The following is an 18335-nucleotide window of genomic DNA, read 5'->3' as shown; positions in this document are numbered from 1 at the left end:
CGCGTGCGTTCGCGAGGCAGTAGAGCGTGCCGGAAGGACGCAGTATGAGTGGCGAGGATTCCAAGCAGTTATCGGTGGCGGAGCTGCTGGCTCGCAATGCCGCACAGGGTGCCGCACCCGCGGCCTCCGGTGGTGGCGGCCGACGGCGGCGCAGTGGGCGTGGGGTGTCGGTCAATGATCTGACCGGCGAGAACGCGGCTGTGAAGCCGAACTCGCACGCCGCGCCCGCGGCACCTCCCGCGCCGCCCGCTTATGCGCCCGCACCGAGTTATGAACCGGCGCCGAGCTATGAACCGGCGCCGAGCTACGCGCCCGAGCCCAGTTACGAACCGCCTGCGAGTTACCAGCCCGCGCCCTACCCGCCGCCGGGTCCGGCCGAGCCTGCGTTCTCGCCGATGTCGGGGCCGATCACTCGTTTCGATCCCCACGCTTCCGCGCCCGATCCTCGTGATCCGCTGGGCTTGGGCGAACAGCGGCCGTCGTCCGATCCGTTCGGGCCGTTCCGGGCCGAGGCGCGCGACGGCGGTGCCCGCGGGCGTGGACCGAATCGGCTCGGGGTGCCCGGTGGTGCTTCGCAGCCGGTTGATCCGGCTATCGCCGAAACTTTCGGGTCGGGTGCGATGCCCGCTGTCGGTGGGGGTCGTCGGCATCGGCCCGAGGAGCCCGAGGTCGCGCAGCCCTCGCCGCCGGTGAGTGGTGGGCGGGCGGCTCGGCGACGGGCCGCCGAGGCTGCGGAAGAGGCTGTGGAGCCGCCTGCGGCGCGGTCGTTCGACGCTCCCCTGTACGAGTCGGGGATCGATGCGCCGCGGGCCTTCATGGGTCGGCCCGGGCAGAGTTCGGGGTTCGACAGTCTTCCCGATCCTGCGCTCGGGTTCGATGATGGGTCGGCGTTCGATGCCGGTTCGGGTTTCGATGGTGGTTCGGGTTTCGATGGTGGGTCGGGATTCGGTCAGGGTGGCGGGGCTTTCAACGGACGGCCTGCGTCGGGGTTCAATGGGCCGCCGGGTGAGTCTTTCGACGGGCGGCCTGCTTCGGGTGCGCGAGGTTTCAACGGGCGCAACGGTTCTGGTGAGGCCGTGCCGGGGTTCCCTGCTGCTGGTTTCGACCAGCCTGCTCCTGGTTTCGAGGCTGCGCCGGGGTTCGATGCGCCCGCGCCGAACGGATTCGAGCCCAACGCCGATGCCACGCAGGCCTACAACGTCGCGCCGAGTGTCGATGTGCCCACGCGGGGTGCCGCACCGGCGGACAAGCGGCCGTCGCTGGATCGTCGGCGGGGGTCTGCGGAGCCGAAGTCCGGTGGGTTGCCGTCGTGGTCCGCGCGTCGGCATCGGCCCGACAAGGCCGCGCCCGAGAGTGGTGGGTTCCCGACTGCGGCGTGGTCGCCGGTCAGCCAGGAGCAGCCGCTGGTTTCCGGGCAGTCGGTGGCCGGGGATCTGCTGCGGCAGCGCGCCGATCGTGCGGCCGACGCGCACACCGAGGTGCATCGTCTCGACGTCGACCCGATCACCGGCGACGAGCCCGACACCGACGACTACGCCGAATCCGAGTACGACGACCGCGACTACGTCGACAACGACTACTCCGACGGTGACTACGTCGAGTACGACGACGACTACGACGACTACGAACCGGAACTGAAGCCGACCAGGGCGAGCAGGCGGGCCGCGACCAAGGCGGCCGCGTCGAAGGTCGCGGGTCGGGCGAAGTCGAAGGTGGCCGGTCGCGGCAAGTCCGGGCCGTCGAAGGCCGCGAGCCGGAAGACGGGCAACCGGGCCGGTGGGTCGTTGGCCGACCGGGCCGCACGCGTGTCGAGCATGGCGCGTGGCTCCGACGAGAACGACAACCGTCGACAGTGGATGATTCTGGGCGCGCAGAGCGTCGGTGCGGCGATCGCCGGGATGTTGCTGTTCAAGGGTTTCGAGGTCATGTGGGAGACCATGCCGTGGGTCGCGCTGGCCCTGGCCACGGTGGTCATCCTCGGTCTGGTCGCGCTGGTGCGCATCCTGCGCCGCACCGATGACATCTTCAGCACCGTGATCGCGGTGTTCGTGGGCGTCTTCGTGACGCTGGGACCGCTAGCCTTTCTCCTCAGTACCAGCTGAATACAGGGAGTGGGCTGTGGGGAACGCACGAGCGGACATCGCGATCGGGCTGTCGACGGCCTCGGTGTATCCGGAGAACACGCAGGCCGCGTTCCGATACGCGGCCGAATTGGGTTACGACGGTGTGGAATTGATGGTCTGGGCCGAACCGGCCAGCCAGGACATCGCCACCGTGCAGTCCTACGCCAAGCGCTACGGCGTGCCGGTGTTGGCCGTGCACGCGCCGTGTCTGCTGATCTCGCAACGGGTGTGGGGCGCCGATCCGGTGGCCAAGCTGGAACGCAGCGTGCGCACGGCCGAGGCGCTGGGCGCGGACACCGTCGTGGTGCACCCGCCGTTTCGCTGGCAGCGTCGCTACGCCAAGGGTTTCGCCGATCAGGTCGGTGAGCTCGAGGCGCATCACCCGGTGAAGGTCGCGGTGGAGAACATGTTCCCGATGCGCGCGGACACCCTGTTCCGCGAGGGCGCGGTGCGCAGGCTGGAACGCCGCGCGGGCCCCGGACGTGCGGTGAGCGCGTTCAGCCCGTCCTACGACCCGACCGACATCGGCTTCGACCACTACACCCTCGACCTGTCGCACACCGCCACCGCGGGCACCGACGCACTCGAGCTGGCCCGCCGCATGGGCAGCGGCCTGGTCCACCTGCACCTGGCCGACGGCCGCGGCGCCGCCCACGACGAACACCTGGTCCCCGGCGACGGCACCCAGCCTTGCGCGCAACTGTGTGAACACTTGGTGCACACGGGTTTCCGCGGCCACGCCGTCGCGGAGATCAACACCCAGAACGCGCGAACCACCACCCAACGCGCAGCCCAACTGTCCCGCACCCTGGATTTCGCCCGCCGCCACCTGACCGGCGCATCGCCCGACCCCCAGCCGCACCACGCCGACCTGCCGTGACCGGGGGAATAGTGGGGGCGCGTGCAGGCTTGTACGCTGTACGAATCCCGCTGGGCCCCTTCGACCAGGAGTGACGATGACGCGAGAGCTCGCGACCGATGCGCCGTTCAGCCAGGTCCTGGACCTGACCGAGCTGACCACCACCGACGCCGAGACCGGGCGCTTCGCCGGCGTCATCGGCGACACCTGGACGATCGGCCCCAAGGTGCACGGCGGCACCATGGTCGCCGCGACCGCCGCTGCCGCCACTCGCTGGCTGACCGAGACCGATGAATCTCTGGCCCAGATGGCTCCCATCGCGGCCAGCACCGACTTCCTCGGCGCCCCGGACCCCGGCGAGGTCGAATACGCGGTTCACATTCGCAAGAAGGGCCGCCAGATCTGCCTGGCCGACGTGGACCTGATCCAGAACGGCCGCACCCTGGTGCGCACCGCGTTCACCTTCGGGTACCTCGACTCCACCGAAACCAGCTGGACCGGCCCCGAAACCGACATGCCCGCCGAGCCCAGCGACGAAGCCATCCGGTACAGCCCGGATTCGCCGATGGGCAAGATCGTGCACGTCAGCCAGGGTGCGCACCTGCTGATCGACCCCACCTGGGGTGAATTCCTGCGCGGTGAGACCGGTCCGCCCCGGCTGCGGCTGTGGATCCGCCCGTTCGACGGCGACGAAACCGATCCGCGCGCGCGTGCCGCCTTCGCGATGATGGCCGCCGACATCAGCCCGCCGGTGCCGATGAACCTGGGCCACTTCGGTTGGTCGCCCACGGTCCAGATGACCACCTACCTGCGCCGCATCCCCGCCCCCGGCTGGTTGCGCGTGATCGCCACCGCCCGTGAGGTCGGCGAGCGCATGTTCGACGAGGACCACCTGGTCATCGACTCCACCGGTGCCGTGGTGGCGCAGAGTCGCCAGCTGGCTTTGATCCCGGCGGCGCGCTGAGGCTGTCCGGCCCACTAATCTTGTTGTCATGACGAGAATTGCGGTGGTCGGTGGCGGTCGGATCGGTGAGGCGCTGGTGGCCGGATTGCTGGAATCCGGTCGGGCGACCAAGGATCTGGTCGTGGTCGAGCCGGTCGCCGCCCGCGCCGCGCAGCTGGCCGAGCGGTTCAAGGTGCGGGTGAGTGGGTCGGTCGCCGACGCGGTCGAGGGCGCCGACATCGTGGTCATCGCGGTCAAGCCCGGCGTGGTCGACTCCGTGCTCACCGACCTGTCCAAGGCCGATCTGGACAACGGCCGCGACCAGGTGCTGGTGTCGCTGGCCGCGGGTGTGTCCACCGCCCGGCTCGAGTCGAAACTGCCCGCCGGATTCCCGGTCGTTCGGGTGATGCCGAATACGCCCATGCTGGTCGGGCAGGGGATGAGCGTGCAGTCGCCGGGCCGCTACGCCAAGCCCGAGCAGCTGGAACTGGTCGGCGACATGCTCGAAGCGGTCGGCAAGGTCGTCACGGTGCCCGAGGCGCAGATGGACGCGGTCACCGCGGTGTCCGGTTCGGGTCCGGCCTATTTCTTCCTGGTCGTGGAGGCCATGATCGACGCCGGTGTGGGCCTCGGCCTCACGCACGATGTGGCCAGCGAACTGGTCGTGCAGACCATGATCGGCTCGGCCGCGCTGCTGGACGAGACCGGGCAGAGCGCCGCGGAATTGCGCGTCGCGGTCACCTCGCCCGGTGGCACCACCGCCGCGGCACTGCGCGAACTCGAACGTGGCGCGCTGCGTTCGACCTTCATCGAAGCCCTGCACGCGGCCAAGCGACGCTCGGCCGAACACGGCGCAACGAACGAGTGACGAACGGGTACTCGGTTTGAAAACCGATTTCTCCCACCCGTCGCAGTAATCCCACTGGTCCCGCTAAGCTCGTAGAAGCACGTGCGTGTCTGTTCCGCTGGTGGGGAAGCCGGCGGCGCGGGCGTGCCGGAGGTCAATGGTGCCATGATGTCTGCGAACAGAATGTCCAGTAATCCATCGGCGTCGGGCGGTGGTTCGGGTTCGCCCGCGCCGCGGGTCGGCGCCACCCCGCAAACGGTGATCGGCGGCGGCACACAGTTTCTCACCGTCGCCGAAGTAGCCGATCTCATGCGGGTCTCCAAGATGACGGTGTACCGGCTCGTGCATTCGGGTGAACTGCCCGCGGTGCGTGTCGGACGCTCGTTCCGAGTGCACGCGAAGGCGGTGCACGACTACCTGGAGACGTCGTATTTCGACGCCGGATAGATGTAGTACGGCCAGGTGTAAGGGCGGTTTCGTCGCCGCGACGGTGTCCCGGTAGCATGGACAATCGGTTCGTGTCCGCCTGCCGGTGGCACCGTTCGTGGTGTCCGGTTGCCCCGGCGGCGCGGACGCCAGACGACGCACGTGAAGACCGCGTGTGTATGCCGAGTAGAGAGAACGCGAGGAAACCCTATGGGTTCTGTGATCAAGAAGCGCCGCAAGCGTATGTCGAAGAAGAAGCACCGCAAGCTGCTTCGCCGCACGCGTGTTCAGCGTCGCAAACTCGGCAAGTAAGCCTGCGTGCCTGCGACGAGCCCGTCACCTTCGAGGTGGCGGGCTCTCGCTGTGAAAATGGCCGGGTTTGTGACCGGTACCGGGCGAGGACGGGTCGCCAGTGTTAAAAGCTTGTAGATCGTGACGGCCAGTGGCAGGAATGCGGCTACTCTGGTACGCGAAACACGATGAGCAGGGGGCTTTGAGTGGGGTCAGGTTCGAGTTCCGATACGCGGGAACGACACGCGCCGAAAGTTGTGCTGGTCACGGGTGCCAGCCGGTTCTTCGGCGGCAACGTCGCGGCACGGTTGGCTGCCGAACCCGGCGTCGAACGTGTCATCGCGGTGGATACCGTGACCCCCAGTCGCGAGTTGCGTCGCAAGATGGGCCGCGCCGAATTCGTGCGCGCCGACATCAGGAATCCGCTGATTCGCAAGGTTGTCGAGGGCAACAACGTCGACACCGTGGTGCACGCGGCCGTGCTCACCCGTCCGCCCGCCGGTGGTGGGCGCGCGGTGATGAAGGACCTCAATGTGCTGGGCACGATGCAGTTGCTGGCCGTGTGCCAGAAGGCGTCGTCGGTGCGGCGGGTCGTGGTGCGGTCGTCGTCGGCGGTGTACGGCTGCAGCGCCAAGGATCCGGCGAAATTCACCGAGGAAATGGGTGCGCGCACTCCGCCCGCGGGATGGTTCGCGCGCGACATGATCGATATCGAGGCGTTGGTGCGCGGAATGGCGCGGCGCAGGCCCGATATCTCCGCGTCGATTCTGCGTTTCGCGCCGATCGTGGGCCCGCGCCTGGCCGATCGTGGCGTGCAATATCTGCGTTCGCCGATTACCCCGACCGTGCTGGGTCGTGAAGCGCGACTGCAATTGCTGCACGAGGAGGACGCGGTCGCGGTGCTCGTGCACGCGGCGCAGCGGGCGCACGGCGGCACCGTGAATATCGCCGGAGACGGCGCGTTGGCGATGTCGCAGGCGATTCGTCGGGCCGGGCGGATCGTGGCGCCGGTGCCCTTCTTCCTGTTCCGCACGGTCGGTCGTTCGCTGATGGGTCCGATCATGCGCGGATTCAGTGGTGAACAACCCGATTACTTCTACTTCGGCTGCGGCCTGGACACCACCCGGATGCGCACCGAACTCGGTTTCACCCCACGCTGGACCACGGTTCAGGCATTCGACGACTTCATCGCGGGCGCAGCGTTGCGGCCCGTCTTCGATCCGACTTGGATCGACGCCGCGGAAAACAAACTGCTCGGTCTCATCGGGGCCGGTTCGGGAGCGCGTACATGAACGAGGGAGCGAAAGTCATTCGTCTCGACGTGAATGTCGAGGCCCGACAGCGACCGCAGACCCGGCGATGGCCGGATCAGCCCATGGCGGCGATGCCGGTGACCTCCCTGAGCGAACGTCGCCCCGGAATGCCCGCCCGGCCGCCGAAGTCGCTGACAGACATCGTGCGCGACGCCGTCGGCGAACAGATCGAACGCACCGCGGAATTCGCGCGACGCAGGCTCACCGGCGACTACCAGATCGACGAGTTCGGCTACGACCGGCACCTGCTCGAATCGGTCATCCTGCCCGCCCTGCGGCCACTGTCGGATTTCTGGTTCCGGGTCGAAGTCAGTGGCATCGAGAACATTCCGGCGGTCGGTGGCGCGCTGCTGGTGGCCAACCACGCCGGCACCGTGCCGTTGGACGGGCTGATGCTGCAACTGGCCGTGCACGACAAACACCCGCATCACCGGGCCCTGCGACTACTGGCCGCGGACCTGATCTTCGAATTACCGGTGCTCGGCGCGTTGGCGCGCAAGGCCGGGCACACCCTGGCCTGCCATCCCGATGCCGAGCGACTGCTGCGCGCCGGACACATCGCCGGCGTGTTCCCGGAAGGGTTCAAGGGCGTGGGCAAGAGCTACGCCGACCGGTACAAGCTGCAGCGCTTCGGGCGCGGCGGGTTCGTGTCGGCGGCGGTGCGCGCCGGGGTGCCGATCATTCCGGTGTCGATCGTGGGCTCGGAGGAGATCTACCCGAAACTGGCCGACATCAAGCCCCTTGCGCGCCTGCTCGGGCTGCCGTACTTCCCGGTGACGCCGCTGTTCCCGCATCTCGGGCTGCTCGGCGCGGTGCCGATGCCGTCGAAGTGGTACATCGAGTTCGGTGAGCCGATCGCGACCACGGCATTCGAACCCGAAGAGGCCGATGACCCGATGACGATGTTCGAGGTCACCGACCAGGTCCGCGAAACCATCCAGCAGACGCTGTACAAGCTGCTGGCCAAGCGCCGGAACGTGGTGCTGGGGTAGGCAGTTCGGCGGTCAGTGTTCGCGGTGGCGGGCGACGACCGCCGCTACCGCTCCACCCGCCGCGCCGATCGCCAGTGCGGTGGGCACGCCGATCTTGGCCGCCTTGCGACCCGTGCGGAAATCGCGGATCTCCCAGCCCCGGTTCTTCGCCACTTCGCGTAGGTCCGAGTCGGGGTTGATGGCCACGGCGGTGCCGACCAGCGACAGCATGGGGACGTCGTTGTGGCTGTCGGAGTAGGCGGTACAGCGTTTGAGGTTCAGGCCCTCGCGGATGGCCAGGGTGCGCACCGCGTGTGCCTTGCCCAGACCGTGCAGGATGTCGCCGACCAGGCGGCCGGTGAACTTGCCGTCGACACTTTCCGCGACCGTGCCCAACGCGCCGGTCAGACCCAGACGTTTGGCGATCACGTTGGCCAGTTCCACCGGGGTCGCGGTGACCAGCCAGACCTGCTGACCCGCGTCCAGGTGCATCTGCGCCAGCGCCCGAGTGCCCGGCCAGATCTTGTCGGCGATGATCTCGTCGTAGATCTCCTCGCCCAGCGCGGCGAGTTCGGCGGTGGGGCGGCCCGCGATGAAGCTCAGGGCCTTCTCCCGGCCCGAGACCATGTCCGAGGAATTCTCCTTGCCGGTGACCCGGAACTTCACCTGCTTCCAGGCGACATCGACCAGGTCGGAGGTCTTGAAATACTTGCGCGCGGCCAGGCCACGGGCGAAATGCACGATCGAGGCACCCTGCACGAGGGTGTTGTCCACATCGAAGAACGCCGCGGCGGTGAGGTCGCGCGGGACCTCAGGACCGGCGTCGGTGCCCTGCTCGGCGAGCTCGGCGTCGTGTAACTCGAGCGCGGCGTCGGCACTGGCCTCACCGGCCAGATTGGCGCGCAGCTCTTCCTCGCTCGGCCCGAACGGGCTGCGTGGCAGCCGTGCGAACTGTTCCTGCAGCTCCTGACCCAGGCGGCTCGGTTGCCACCGCGCAGGGAACTCCCCGAATCGCCCTGCGACGAATCCGGCCCTAGTCACCTTCGAACGTTCCGGCACCAGTACCCTCCGCTAGTCGCGCGAACCATGTCCACAGTAACCGGATACACCGACAACCCGCGCCGGGCTCGAGGATTAAATAGAGCTCATGACCAATCCCACACCCACCGTGACCCTGTTGACCCGCGCCGGTTGCGGCATGTGCACCACGGCACTGACGCAATTGCAGAGTATCTGTGGTGATTTCGGTCTCCCGGTCGCCACGGTCGATGTCGACGAAGCCGCGGTCAACGACCCCGCACTGCGGGCGGAATACGGTGATCGACTGCCGGTGGTGCTGTTGAACGGCCGTGAACACAGCTATTTCGACGTCGATGAGCCCCGTTTGCGGGCCGACCTGAGCCGCATCGCTGGTCGCGACGGAAAATGAGGCCCAATTCACCGACTTTGTGAACGCCTGCACAAGCGGTTACGGTGGTGACACGCAATCCGCACCGCCCCTGGCACGCAGCGGCGGTGGCCGGGTTTGTACCGCCCCTATGGCACCGGTCGCGCTCTCTTTCCCGCAGCGACCCACACCGGTGAACGACACAGAGGAACCGGACCGCGATCAGGCCCGGAACGAGGAGCCGACGACGTGACAGAGCAGCACGAGACGCCAAGTGGCGCCTCCGGCAAGCCTGTCGTGCGCGATATTCCGCAAGCCACGGTGACTCGTCTGGCCACCTATCTCCGTGTTCTGTCCGGACTGGCCGACTCCGGTGTTGCCATCGTATCGAGTGAGGAACTCGCTGTCGCGGCGGGTGTCAATTCCGCCAAGCTGCGCAAGGATCTTTCCTTCCTCGGACCCAACGGTGTGCGGGGTGTCGGCTATGACGTAGCCAAGTTGCGCACCAGGATCGAAGATGTGCTCGGACTGTCGCAGGGACATCGAGTGGTGCTGGTCGGCGCGGGCAATCTCGGTCGCGCGCTGGTCGGTTACGGCGGATTCGGGGTACGAGGCTTCACCGTGGTCGGGATCTTCGACAACGACCCCGCGGTGATCGGTGCGTCGTACGCCGGTCTCGTCGTGCGCGATGTCGAACAGCTGTCCGCGCAGATACCCGCGTTGGCGCCCACGATCGCGGTGGTGGCCGTGCCCGACGAGGCCGCCCAGGATGTGTGTGACCGGCTGGTCGCGGCCGGTCTGCCGTCGATTCTGAGCTTCGCCCCGCTGGAACTGCGCGCGCCCGCGCACGTGCAGGTCCGCCGCGTCGACCTGGCGATGGAACTGCAGATGCTGTCGTTCGACGCCGCCCGCAACGACGCGCTGCCCGAGATCGCCCAGATCGGTTCCGGCCGGATCGCGCGCCGGGTACCGCCACCGACCCACCTCACACACGCCGCACCGGTCGAACCGGCGCGCGGCAGGCCAGCGCGTCGCACCGCGCCGCATGCGGCCACCCCCCACTCGGCAACGGAGCCAAGCACCAAGGGATCGGTGATTACGCCATGAGCGAGCGTCAGCGAGCGAATCAGCAACTCAGCGCTAGTGGGGTGCGGTCATGAGCGTTCTTCTGGTGGGGATTTCGCATCGCAGCGCCCCGGTGTCGGTGTTGGAGAAGGTCGCTATCAGCGACGCCGACCGGCCGAAGCTGGTGGACCGGCTGCTGGAATCCAGCCATGTGTCCGAGGCGATGATCGTTTCCACCTGTAACCGCGTCGAGGTCTACGCCGTGGTCGACGCCTTCCACGGCGGGCTCGGTGAGGTGAGCGACCTGCTCACCAAGCATTCCGGGCTGCCGCTGGGCGATCTCACCAAGCACGCGTACGTCCGCTACAGCGAGGCCGCGGCCGAGCATCTGTTCGCGGTGGCCAGCGGTCTGGACTCGATGGTGGTCGGCGAGCAGCAGGTGCTCAGCCAGATTCGCACGGCCTATGCCAGCGCCGATGGGCAGCAGGCGGTCGGGCGCACCCTGCACGAACTGGCGCAGCACGGGTTGCGGGTGGGCAAGCGGGTGCATTCGGAGACCGGGATCGACCGGGCCGGTGCGTCGGTGGTGTCGGTGGCGCTGGATCGGGCCCGCGCGGTGGTCGGCGATCTGGCCGGGCGGACCGCGGTGGTGGTCGGTGCCGGTGCGATGGGCGGGCTGGCTGTGGCGCACCTGTCGCGGGCCGGGATCGGGCGGATCGTGGTGGTCAACCGGACGTTGGAACGCGCGCAGCGGCTGGCCGAAACCGGGCGGACCATGCACGGTGTCGATGCCGAGGCGGTCGAGATGTCGCGGCTGACCGAGGCCATGGCGGGCACGGATGTCGTGATCACCTGTACCGGCGCGGTCGGGTCCGTGGTGACCCTGGCCGACACCCATCGTGCGCTCGCGGGTCGTGCGCGCACCGAGGCCGCCGAACGTCCGCTGGTCTTCTGCGATCTGGGTCTGCCCCGCGATGTGGAGCACGCCGTGGCCGGTCTGCCCGGCGTGGCCGTGATCGACATCGAGTCGCTGCAGCGCGATCCGGCCGCGGGTGCCGCGGCCGACGACACCGCGGCCGCGCGCCTGATCGTCGCCGACGAACTCGCCAAATACCTTGCCGGACAACGCATGGCCGAGGTCACCCCCACGGTGGCCGCGCTGCGTCAGCGGGCCGCCGATGTGGTGGAAGCCGAACTGCTGCGGCTGGATTCGCGCCTGCCCGACCTGGCCGACCCGGCGCGCGACGAGGTGGCACGCACCGTGCGCCGCGTGGTGGACAAGCTGCTGCACGCGCCGACCGTGCGCGTCAAACAGCTGGCGTCCACTCCCGGCGGTGACAGTTACGCCGAGGCGTTGCGTGAGCTGTTCGAACTCAAACCCGGTGCGGTGCAAGCGGTTGCCGCTCCGATGGAGGTCGCCGCGGGGGAGTCGGCGCTGGCCGACGACTTCACCACGGGACACTTCGGCGAGTCGCCCCAACGCTTGACCGAGTCGAGGCCCGATACCGGCAGCTTGCGAAACCACGCAGCGCCGTTCGGGCATGCGCAGGAGGAAACCGCATGACCACGACAGTGCAGGAAGAGGACACCGTGACCGCAGGCAGCACCAGTGCGCCGTGGCGGATCGGCACGCGCGGCAGTCTGCTCGCGCTGACACAGGCGGGCACCATCCGTGATGCGCTGATCGCGACGGGGCAGCCCGCCGAACTGGTGGTCATCAAGACACCCGGCGACCTGTCGTCGGATCCGGTGCAGAAGATCGGTGTCGGCGTGTTCACCTCCGCGCTGCGCGACGAGCTGGCCGCGGGCACCATCGATATCGCGGTGCACTCCTATAAAGACCTCCCCACCGCGCAGGACCCGCGCTTCACCATCGCCGCTGTGCCGCCGCGCGAGGACCCGCGCGACGCGCTGGTGGCTCGCGACGGACTGGTTCTCGGCGAACTGCCCGCCGGTGCCCGCGTGGGCACCTCGGCACCGCGCCGTGCGGCCCAGTTGCGAGCGCTGGGCCTCGGCCTGGAGATCGCACCCCTGCGCGGCAATATCGACACCCGCCTGCGCAAGGTCATCGACGGCGAACTCGATGCCATCGTGATCGCCCGCGCCGGCCTGTGCCGGATCGGGCGCACCGACGCGATCACCGAATCGCTCGAGCCGGTGCAGATGCTGCCCGCCCCCTCACAGGGTGCGCTGGCGGTCGAATGCCGCACTGACGACCCGCAATTGATCGAGGTACTCGCCGGTCTGGACGATGCCGCGACCAGAGCCGCGGTGCTCGCCGAGCGTTCGCTGCTGGGTGAGCTCGAGGCAGGCTGCACCGCACCGATCGGGGCATTGGCCGAGATCGTCGAGTCGATCGACGAGGACGGCCGGATCTTCGACGAACTCTCGCTGCGCGCGTGTGCCGCCGCGATCGACGGCTCCGACGTGTTGCGCGCCTCGATCGTCGGCGCACCGAGCGACGCGGCCGAACTGGGCCGCACGCTGGCGCGCGAACTGCTGGACCTGGGGGCTCGCGCATTGCTGAGCGTCACAGACGAACCGGCGCCCACCGACTTCACTAATTCCAGCCCGATGGAGAACAACCGATGAGCAGCAGCCGAGCGACCAAGAAGCAACCAGGGCGGATCCTTTTCGTCGGATCCGGCCCAGGCGACCCGGCCCTGCTGACAGTGCGCGCCCGTGAGGTGCTCGAGCGGGCGATGCTGGCGTTCACCGACCCCGACGTCGACAAGGGCGTGCTCGCCCTGATCGGTATCGCCCACGAGGTGGACGAGAACGGTGTGAGCCCGGTCGACGTGCGCCCGGCCCTGGGCGAACCGGCCGAGGTCGCCAAGACGCTGATCGCCGAGGCCCGCAACGGTCACGACGTGGTCCGCATCGTCACCGGCGACCCGCTGACCACCGATTCGGTGATCAGCGAGGTCAACGCCGTGACCCGTTCGCACATGGTGTTCGAGGTGCTGCCGGGCCTGCCCAACGGTTCCGCGGTGCCCAGCTACGCCGGCATCGCACTGGGCTCGGGGCACACCGAGGCCGACGTGCGCGGCGAGGTCGACTGGTCGGCGCTGGCCGCCGCCCCCGGCCCGCTGGTGTTGCACGCCACCTCCGGCCACCTGGCCGAGACCGCGAGCGCGCTGGTCGAACACGGCATGGCCCCGCAGACGCCGGTCGCGGTGACCGTGCGCGGCACCACCCGTCAGCAGCGCACCATCGAGGCCACGCTGGCGTCGTTGAACAACGCCGCGTCGGAACTGGTCGGCCCGCTGGTCGTGACCGTGGGCAAGGAAGTCGACAAGCGCGCCAAGATGTCGTGGTGGGAATCGCGTGCGCTGTACGGCTGGACCGTGCTGGTGCCGCGCACCAAGGATCAGGCCGGCGAGATGAGCGAGCGCCTGGTCACCCACGGCGCGATCCCGATCGAGGTGCCCACGATCGCGGTGGAGCCGCCGCGCAGCCCGGCCCAGATGGAACGGGCCGTGAAGGGCCTGGTCGACGGCCGCTACCAGTGGGTGGTGTTCACCTCCACCAACGCGGTGCGCGCGGTGTGGGAGAAGTTCGCCGAGTTCGGTCTGGACGCCCGCGCGTTCTCCGGGGTGAAGATCGCCTGCGTCGGTGAGGCCACCGCGGAGCGGGTGCGCTCGTTCGGCATCAACCCCGAGCTGGTGCCCAGCGGCGAGCAGTCCTCCGAGGGCCTGCTCGCGGACTTCCCGCCCTACGACGACGTGTTCGACCCGGTGAACCGGGTACTGCTGCCGCGCGCGGACATCGCCACCGAAACCCTGGCCGAGGGCCTGCGCGAGCGCGGCTGGGAGATCGACGACGTCACCGCGTACCGCACGGTGCGCGCCTCGCCGCCGCCCGCGGAGACCCGCGAGATGATCAAGACCGGCGGTTTCGACGCGGTGCTGTTCACCTCGTCCTCCACGGTGCGCAACCTGGTGGGTATCGCGGGCAAGCCGCATGCGCGCACCATCGTGGCCTGCATCGGCCCGAAGACCGCCGAGACCGCGATCGAGTTCGGCTTGCGCGTGGACGTGCAGCCCGAGTTCGCGCAGGTGGGTCCGCTGGTGGAGGCACTGGCCGAGCACGCGTCGCGCTTGCGCGCCGAGGGCCTGCTGCCCCCGCCGCGTAAGAAGAGCCGCCGCAGCAGCAGTCGCTAGTCGCCGCAGATACCCCGAAAGCCCGCCCGCAACGGCGGGCTTTCGGCGTATCGGGGTCATCGGCTATAGCGCAGCAAGGTGCGCACGAGTCGACAGGTGGCATCCGAGGGCGGTCGGATGTCGATCTTCTCGGCGGTGCGTCGAATCGTGTCGTTGGTGGCTTGATTGGGTAGGTACACACCGGAATCCAGCAGTGCGATGGTCAACCGCATGGCCTTGAGCCGGCGATTGTGCGCCACGTACCAGCGGCGCGGCCGGCCCGTAGGCAGGCGCTTCTTCTCGAGCGGCACGTATGGCGCGGTGATGAAAGTGGACTTGGTGGTGATGGCATTCATTCGGCGTCCTCCCGTCGCGTGTGGGTTCCGTCCCCCGTTCGGTTTCGACGAACCGAGCGGAACCCTCGAACACGCTTTCGATTATATCGAGGGGTACCGACAGGTTTCGGTGCGCGAGCGGCACAGGCGTATTCTGCGGGCTATGACCGCTTTCGACCGCCCGCGGCGGTTGCGCAGGACACCGGCCTTGCGTCGGCTCGTCGCCGAAACCACGTTGCAGCCGCGTCAGCTGGTGCTGCCGATGTTCGTGGCCGACGGGCTGGACGAGCCGCGCGAGATCAGCTCGATGCCGGGGGTGTACCAGCACTCGTTGGACTCGCTGCGCAAGGCCGCCGTGGAATCGGTGGCCGCGGGCGTCGGCGGGCTGATGCTGTTCGGGGTGCCGCTGCCAGAAGACAAGGATGCCACCGGAAGTCACGCCAGTGACCCGAACGGGATTCTCAATCGCGGCCTGCGCGCGCTGGCCGAAGAGGTCGGCGGCGCGACGGTCATCATGGCCGACACCTGCCTGGACGAGTTCACCGATCACGGCCACTGCGGCGTGCTCGGGCCCGACGGCACGGTCGACAACGACGCCACCCTGCACCGCTACGTCGAAATGGCGCTGTCGCAGGCCGACGCGGGCGCTGACCTGCTGGGCACCAGCGGCATGATGGACGGCCAGGTCGGCGCGATCCGGCGCGGGCTGGACGCGGTGGGCAGCACCGACACCGCCATCCTGGCCTACGCGGCCAAGTACGCCTCGGCCTTCTACGGCCCGTTCCGCGAGGCCGTCGGCTCGTCGCTGGTCGGCGATCGTCGTACCTACCAACAGGATCCGGCGAACCGCCGCGAGTCGATGCGCGAGCTCGAACTGGACCTGGCCGAGGGCGCCGACATCGTGATGGTGAAGCCCGCGATGTCGTACCTGGACATCCTGCGCGACGTCGCCGACCGTTCGACCGTTCCGGTCGCGGCCTATCAGATCTCGGGCGAGTACGCGATGATCACCGCCGCCGCCGACCGTGGCTGGATCGACCGTCGGGCTTCGATTCTGGAGTCGCTGATCGGCATCCGGCGGGCGGGCGCGGACATCGTGCTCACCTACTGGGCGACCGAGGCAGCACACTGGCTGTCGTGATCGTTCCACCGAACAAACCAGAAACCCTGCCCATGCCCGAAGACGTCGGCACCGCCCGCCAATTGTGGTGGGGTGTCGCGGGCCTCGGCGTTGTCTACATGGGCGCCGGAATCGCGACCATGACCGGCGAACGCGACGCGATGGCGAAGCAGTTCCTCGACGAGATCCACAAGTCCGATCCGGCCTTCCCCGCGTCGACCGTCGACCTGATTCTGACCGTGGCTTTCGTGCTGACCGCGCTGGTCGGGCTGGTGATGGCCGGGATCACCGTGCTGATCGCGCAGCAGTTGGGACGGGGCAAATCGTGGGCGCGCACGGTCCTCACGGTGGTCGCGGTCTGGCTGGCGATGGGCGCGTTCGCCACCATGTTCACCTTCTCCGCGGTCGCGGGTCCGGCGACGATCATCGCGGGCGGCACGGCGATCGTGCAGGGTGTGTTGGCCGCGGGCGCGGCGTACCTGTCGTACCGGCCGGATTCGACGAAGTACTTTCTGTCCCACCGAAAGTGACCCCACACAGTGTATGGTGAGGATTATCACACCCGGTGGGCGGAGGCAATGATGCGAGTGGTGATTCAACAACCACACAGCCTGCGACGCGACCTGCTCGGCATCGGGTTGATGGTGGTGCTCACCCTCGTGGTCATCGGGCTGATTCTGCTACCGCGCCTGGTCGGCTGATCCGCACCTGCCCTGGCAGGATCGCACGCATGAAACGCTGGATCGTGCTGTGGGAACTGGGTCTTGCGGTGCTCTTCTCGGTGTGTGCCGTGCTCAGTTGGCGTGCCGCGCGGCGCACGACCGAGTTCCCCGACACCGAAGACCATCCCGGCTTCGCGGCGGTGCGGTACGTCCCGCCGATGCTGTTGCTGGCGTGCGCGCTGGTGATCCTCAGCGGCATCCTGCTGATCGATATCGCCGCCAGGATCTACACCAGATCCGTGACGCGCCGCCCCGCTGCGACCGTCGACAGTTTCGTGGCGTAGTCGCAGGCCAACGGCCCTAGATCGAATTCTTTCGCGCACGGGGGCGGCGTGTCGGGCGTGTCGTCGGTGGGTCGCTGCGGTCTGGGTCACTGTGCTCCACCCTGTCGTCCGGCGAGCCGAGGCGAACTGAGACACTGGAATCCGTGAGTCCTACGCAGGTACCGGTTTCCGCCCAGCTCTTCCAGCGGGCAGCTTCGGTGATTCCGGGTGGTGTCAATTCCCCGGTTCGTGCGTTCAACTCGGTCGGCGGCACGCCCCGGTTCATCAAGTCCGCCAGCGGCTACACGCTCATCGACGCCGACGGCAACGACTACGTCGATCTGGTCTGCTCCTGGGGTCCGATGATCCTGGGTCACGCGCATCCCGCCGTCGTGGAGGCCGTGCAGACCGCCGCCACCAGCGGGCTGTCGTTCGGTGCCCCGACCGAGGCCGAGATCGAGCTCGCCGAGGCCATCGCCGCCCGTGTCGATCCGGTCGAACGGGTCCGTCTGGTGAACTCCGGCACCGAGGCCACCATGAGCGCGGTGCGCCTGGCCCGCGGTTTCACCGGTCGCTCCAAGATCATCAAGTTCTCCGGCTGCTACCACGGCCACGTCGACGCGTTGCTGGCCGACGCGGGCTCCGGCGTCGCGACACTGGGCCTGCCGACCTCGCCCGGCGTCACCGGCGCGCAAGCCGCCGACACCATCGTGCTGCCCTACAACGACCTCCCCGCCGTGGCCGCCGCCTTCGAAGCCCATCCCGGCCAGATCGCGTGCGTGATCACCGAAGCCGCCGCGGGCAATATGGGCGCGGTCGCCCCGCTGCCCGGTTTCAACGCGGGCCTGCGCGACCTCGCCCACGACAACGGCGCGTTGCTGATCATGGACGAGGTGATGACCGGTTTCCGCGTCAGCGCGTCGGGTTGGTACGGACTCGAAGGCGTCGCGGGCGACCTCTACACCTTCGGCAAGGTGATGAGCGGTGGCCTGCCCGCCGCCGCGTTCGGTGGTCGCGCCGAGATCATGAACAACCTCGCTCCGCTGGGCCCGGTCTATCAGGCGGGCACACTGTCCGGTAACCCTGTCGCCGTCGCGGCGGGCCTGGCGACGCTGCGCGCGGCCGACGCCGAGGTGTACGCGGCGCTGGATCGTAACGCCGATCGCCTCGGCTCGCTGTTCGCGAAGGCGCTGACCGAGGCGGGCGTGCAGCACCAAGTCCAGTTCGCAGGCAATATGGTGAGCGTGTTCTTCGCCGAGCAGCCGGTGACCGACTATGCAGGCGCCAAAGCGAGCCAGACCTGGCGCTACCCCGCCTTCTTCCACGCCCTGCTCGACGCGGGCGTGTACGCGCCGCCCAGCGCGTACGAGGCATGGTTCGTCTCCGCGGCACTCGACGAGGACGCGTTCGACCGTATCGCCGCCGCTCTGCCCGCCGCCGCCCTCGCGGCCGCGGCCGCAACCCCCGAAGGATCGCCAGCGTGAGCTCCGACCAGCCCGACGCAGAATTCGCCCCAGTTCCCACTGAC

The 18335-nt window shown here is 68.5% G+C and carries 19 protein-coding genes; 17 read left to right on the top strand and 2 right to left on the bottom strand.

Annotated features, from left to right (window positions below):
* Positions 1 to 44: 44 nt before the first annotated feature.
* The 8 genes from ACFWVD_RS16315 to ACFWVD_RS16280 all read left to right on the top strand — a co-directional run bounded on the left by ACFWVD_RS16315 (position 45) and on the right by ACFWVD_RS16280 (position 7794).
* Positions 45 to 2102 carry a hypothetical protein gene (locus tag ACFWVD_RS16315; protein WP_379243443.1) on the top strand — a complete coding sequence of 686 codons (2058 nt, stop codon included), beginning with the start codon at positions 45 to 47 and terminating at the stop codon, positions 2100 to 2102.
* Between the two features lie 16 nt (positions 2103 to 2118).
* Entirely contained in the window at positions 2119 to 3003 is an 885-nt protein-coding gene (locus ACFWVD_RS16310) for a sugar phosphate isomerase/epimerase family protein (RefSeq protein ID WP_379243441.1), read from the top strand.
* 76 nt (positions 3004 to 3079) lie between these two features.
* Positions 3080 to 3946 (top strand): thioesterase family protein, encoded by an 867-nt coding sequence (locus tag ACFWVD_RS16305; protein ID WP_379243439.1) that lies wholly within the window; start codon positions 3080 to 3082, stop codon positions 3944 to 3946.
* 28 nt (positions 3947 to 3974) lie between these two features.
* A complete protein-coding gene (gene proC, locus ACFWVD_RS16300) occupies positions 3975 to 4793 on the top strand; it encodes a pyrroline-5-carboxylate reductase (protein WP_379243437.1) in 819 nt (272 codons plus the stop codon).
* A 144-nt stretch (positions 4794 to 4937) separates the two neighbouring features.
* On the top strand, positions 4938 to 5219 hold the full coding sequence (locus ACFWVD_RS16295) for a helix-turn-helix domain-containing protein (RefSeq protein WP_228537168.1): 282 nt from the start codon (positions 4938 to 4940) through the stop codon (positions 5217 to 5219).
* A gap of 189 nt (positions 5220 to 5408) precedes the next feature.
* Positions 5409 to 5510, top strand: coding sequence for a 30S ribosomal protein bS22 (locus ACFWVD_RS16290; RefSeq protein ID WP_003402602.1), 102 nt, complete (start codon positions 5409 to 5411; stop codon positions 5508 to 5510).
* Positions 5511 to 5695: 185 nt separating this feature from the next.
* Positions 5696 to 6781 (top strand): NAD-dependent epimerase/dehydratase family protein, encoded by a 1086-nt coding sequence (locus tag ACFWVD_RS16285; RefSeq protein ID WP_379243435.1) that lies wholly within the window; start codon positions 5696 to 5698, stop codon positions 6779 to 6781.
* Positions 6778 to 7794: a lysophospholipid acyltransferase family protein gene (locus ACFWVD_RS16280; RefSeq protein ID WP_379243433.1), complete on the top strand. Its 1017-nt coding sequence runs from the start codon at positions 6778 to 6780 to the stop codon at positions 7792 to 7794. The genes ACFWVD_RS16285 and ACFWVD_RS16280 overlap by 4 nt, the downstream gene beginning before the upstream one ends.
* 12 nt (positions 7795 to 7806) lie before the next feature.
* Here ACFWVD_RS16280 and ACFWVD_RS16275 read toward each other — a convergent pair whose 3' ends face one another.
* Entirely contained in the window at positions 7807 to 8832 is a 1026-nt protein-coding gene (locus ACFWVD_RS16275; protein ID WP_379243431.1) for an HAD family hydrolase, read from the bottom strand.
* 88 nt (positions 8833 to 8920) lie between these two features.
* Between ACFWVD_RS16275 and ACFWVD_RS16270 the strand changes: the two genes are divergently transcribed.
* From ACFWVD_RS16270 to ACFWVD_RS16250, 5 genes are all read left to right on the top strand, one after another.
* On the top strand, positions 8921 to 9202 hold the full coding sequence (locus ACFWVD_RS16270) for a glutaredoxin family protein (RefSeq protein WP_379243429.1): 282 nt from the start codon (positions 8921 to 8923) through the stop codon (positions 9200 to 9202).
* A 207-nt stretch (positions 9203 to 9409) separates the two neighbouring features.
* On the top strand, positions 9410 to 10267 hold the full coding sequence (locus ACFWVD_RS16265; protein ID WP_379243427.1) for a redox-sensing transcriptional repressor Rex: 858 nt from the start codon (positions 9410 to 9412) through the stop codon (positions 10265 to 10267).
* Positions 10268 to 10316: 49 nt separating this feature from the next.
* A complete protein-coding gene (locus ACFWVD_RS16260; protein ID WP_379243425.1) occupies positions 10317 to 11789 on the top strand; it encodes a glutamyl-tRNA reductase in 1473 nt (490 codons plus the stop codon).
* Positions 11786 to 12817 carry a hydroxymethylbilane synthase gene (hemC, locus tag ACFWVD_RS16255; protein ID WP_379243423.1) on the top strand — a complete coding sequence of 344 codons (1032 nt, stop codon included), beginning with the start codon at positions 11786 to 11788 and terminating at the stop codon, positions 12815 to 12817. Before ACFWVD_RS16260 ends, hemC begins: the two co-directional genes overlap by 4 nt.
* Positions 12814 to 14388 (top strand): uroporphyrinogen-III synthase, encoded by a 1575-nt coding sequence (locus tag ACFWVD_RS16250; protein ID WP_379243421.1) that lies wholly within the window; start codon positions 12814 to 12816, stop codon positions 14386 to 14388. Before hemC ends, ACFWVD_RS16250 begins: the two co-directional genes overlap by 4 nt.
* Positions 14389 to 14444: 56 nt before the next feature.
* Here ACFWVD_RS16250 and ACFWVD_RS16245 read toward each other — a convergent pair whose 3' ends face one another.
* Positions 14445 to 14723: a hypothetical protein gene (locus ACFWVD_RS16245; protein WP_379243419.1), complete on the bottom strand. Its 279-nt coding sequence runs from the start codon at positions 14721 to 14723 to the stop codon at positions 14445 to 14447.
* A 142-nt stretch (positions 14724 to 14865) separates the two neighbouring features.
* Between ACFWVD_RS16245 and hemB the strand changes: the two genes are divergently transcribed.
* From hemB to hemL, 4 genes are all read left to right on the top strand, one after another.
* Positions 14866 to 15843, top strand: coding sequence for a porphobilinogen synthase (gene hemB, locus ACFWVD_RS16240; protein WP_379243418.1), 978 nt, complete (start codon positions 14866 to 14868; stop codon positions 15841 to 15843).
* Positions 15840 to 16352 (top strand): hypothetical protein, encoded by a 513-nt coding sequence (locus ACFWVD_RS16235; RefSeq protein ID WP_379243416.1) that lies wholly within the window; start codon positions 15840 to 15842, stop codon positions 16350 to 16352. The genes hemB and ACFWVD_RS16235 overlap by 4 nt, the downstream gene beginning before the upstream one ends.
* A gap of 200 nt (positions 16353 to 16552) precedes the next feature.
* Positions 16553 to 16828: a hypothetical protein gene (locus tag ACFWVD_RS16230; protein ID WP_379243414.1), complete on the top strand. Its 276-nt coding sequence runs from the start codon at positions 16553 to 16555 to the stop codon at positions 16826 to 16828.
* 134 nt (positions 16829 to 16962) lie between these two features.
* The gene (gene hemL / locus ACFWVD_RS16225) at positions 16963 to 18291 is read left to right on the top strand and encodes a glutamate-1-semialdehyde 2,1-aminomutase (RefSeq protein WP_379243929.1); all 1329 of its coding nucleotides are present in this window, start codon (positions 16963 to 16965) and stop codon (positions 18289 to 18291) included.
* Positions 18292 to 18335 lie beyond the last annotated feature (44 nt).

This window comes from Nocardia sp. NPDC058666 (assembly GCF_042714895.1).
In the GTDB taxonomy this organism is placed as follows: Bacteria; Actinomycetota; Actinomycetes; order Mycobacteriales; family Mycobacteriaceae; genus Nocardia.
Note: the sequence above shows the minus strand (reverse complement) of the source record. Positions and strands in the feature narration are given on the sequence as shown.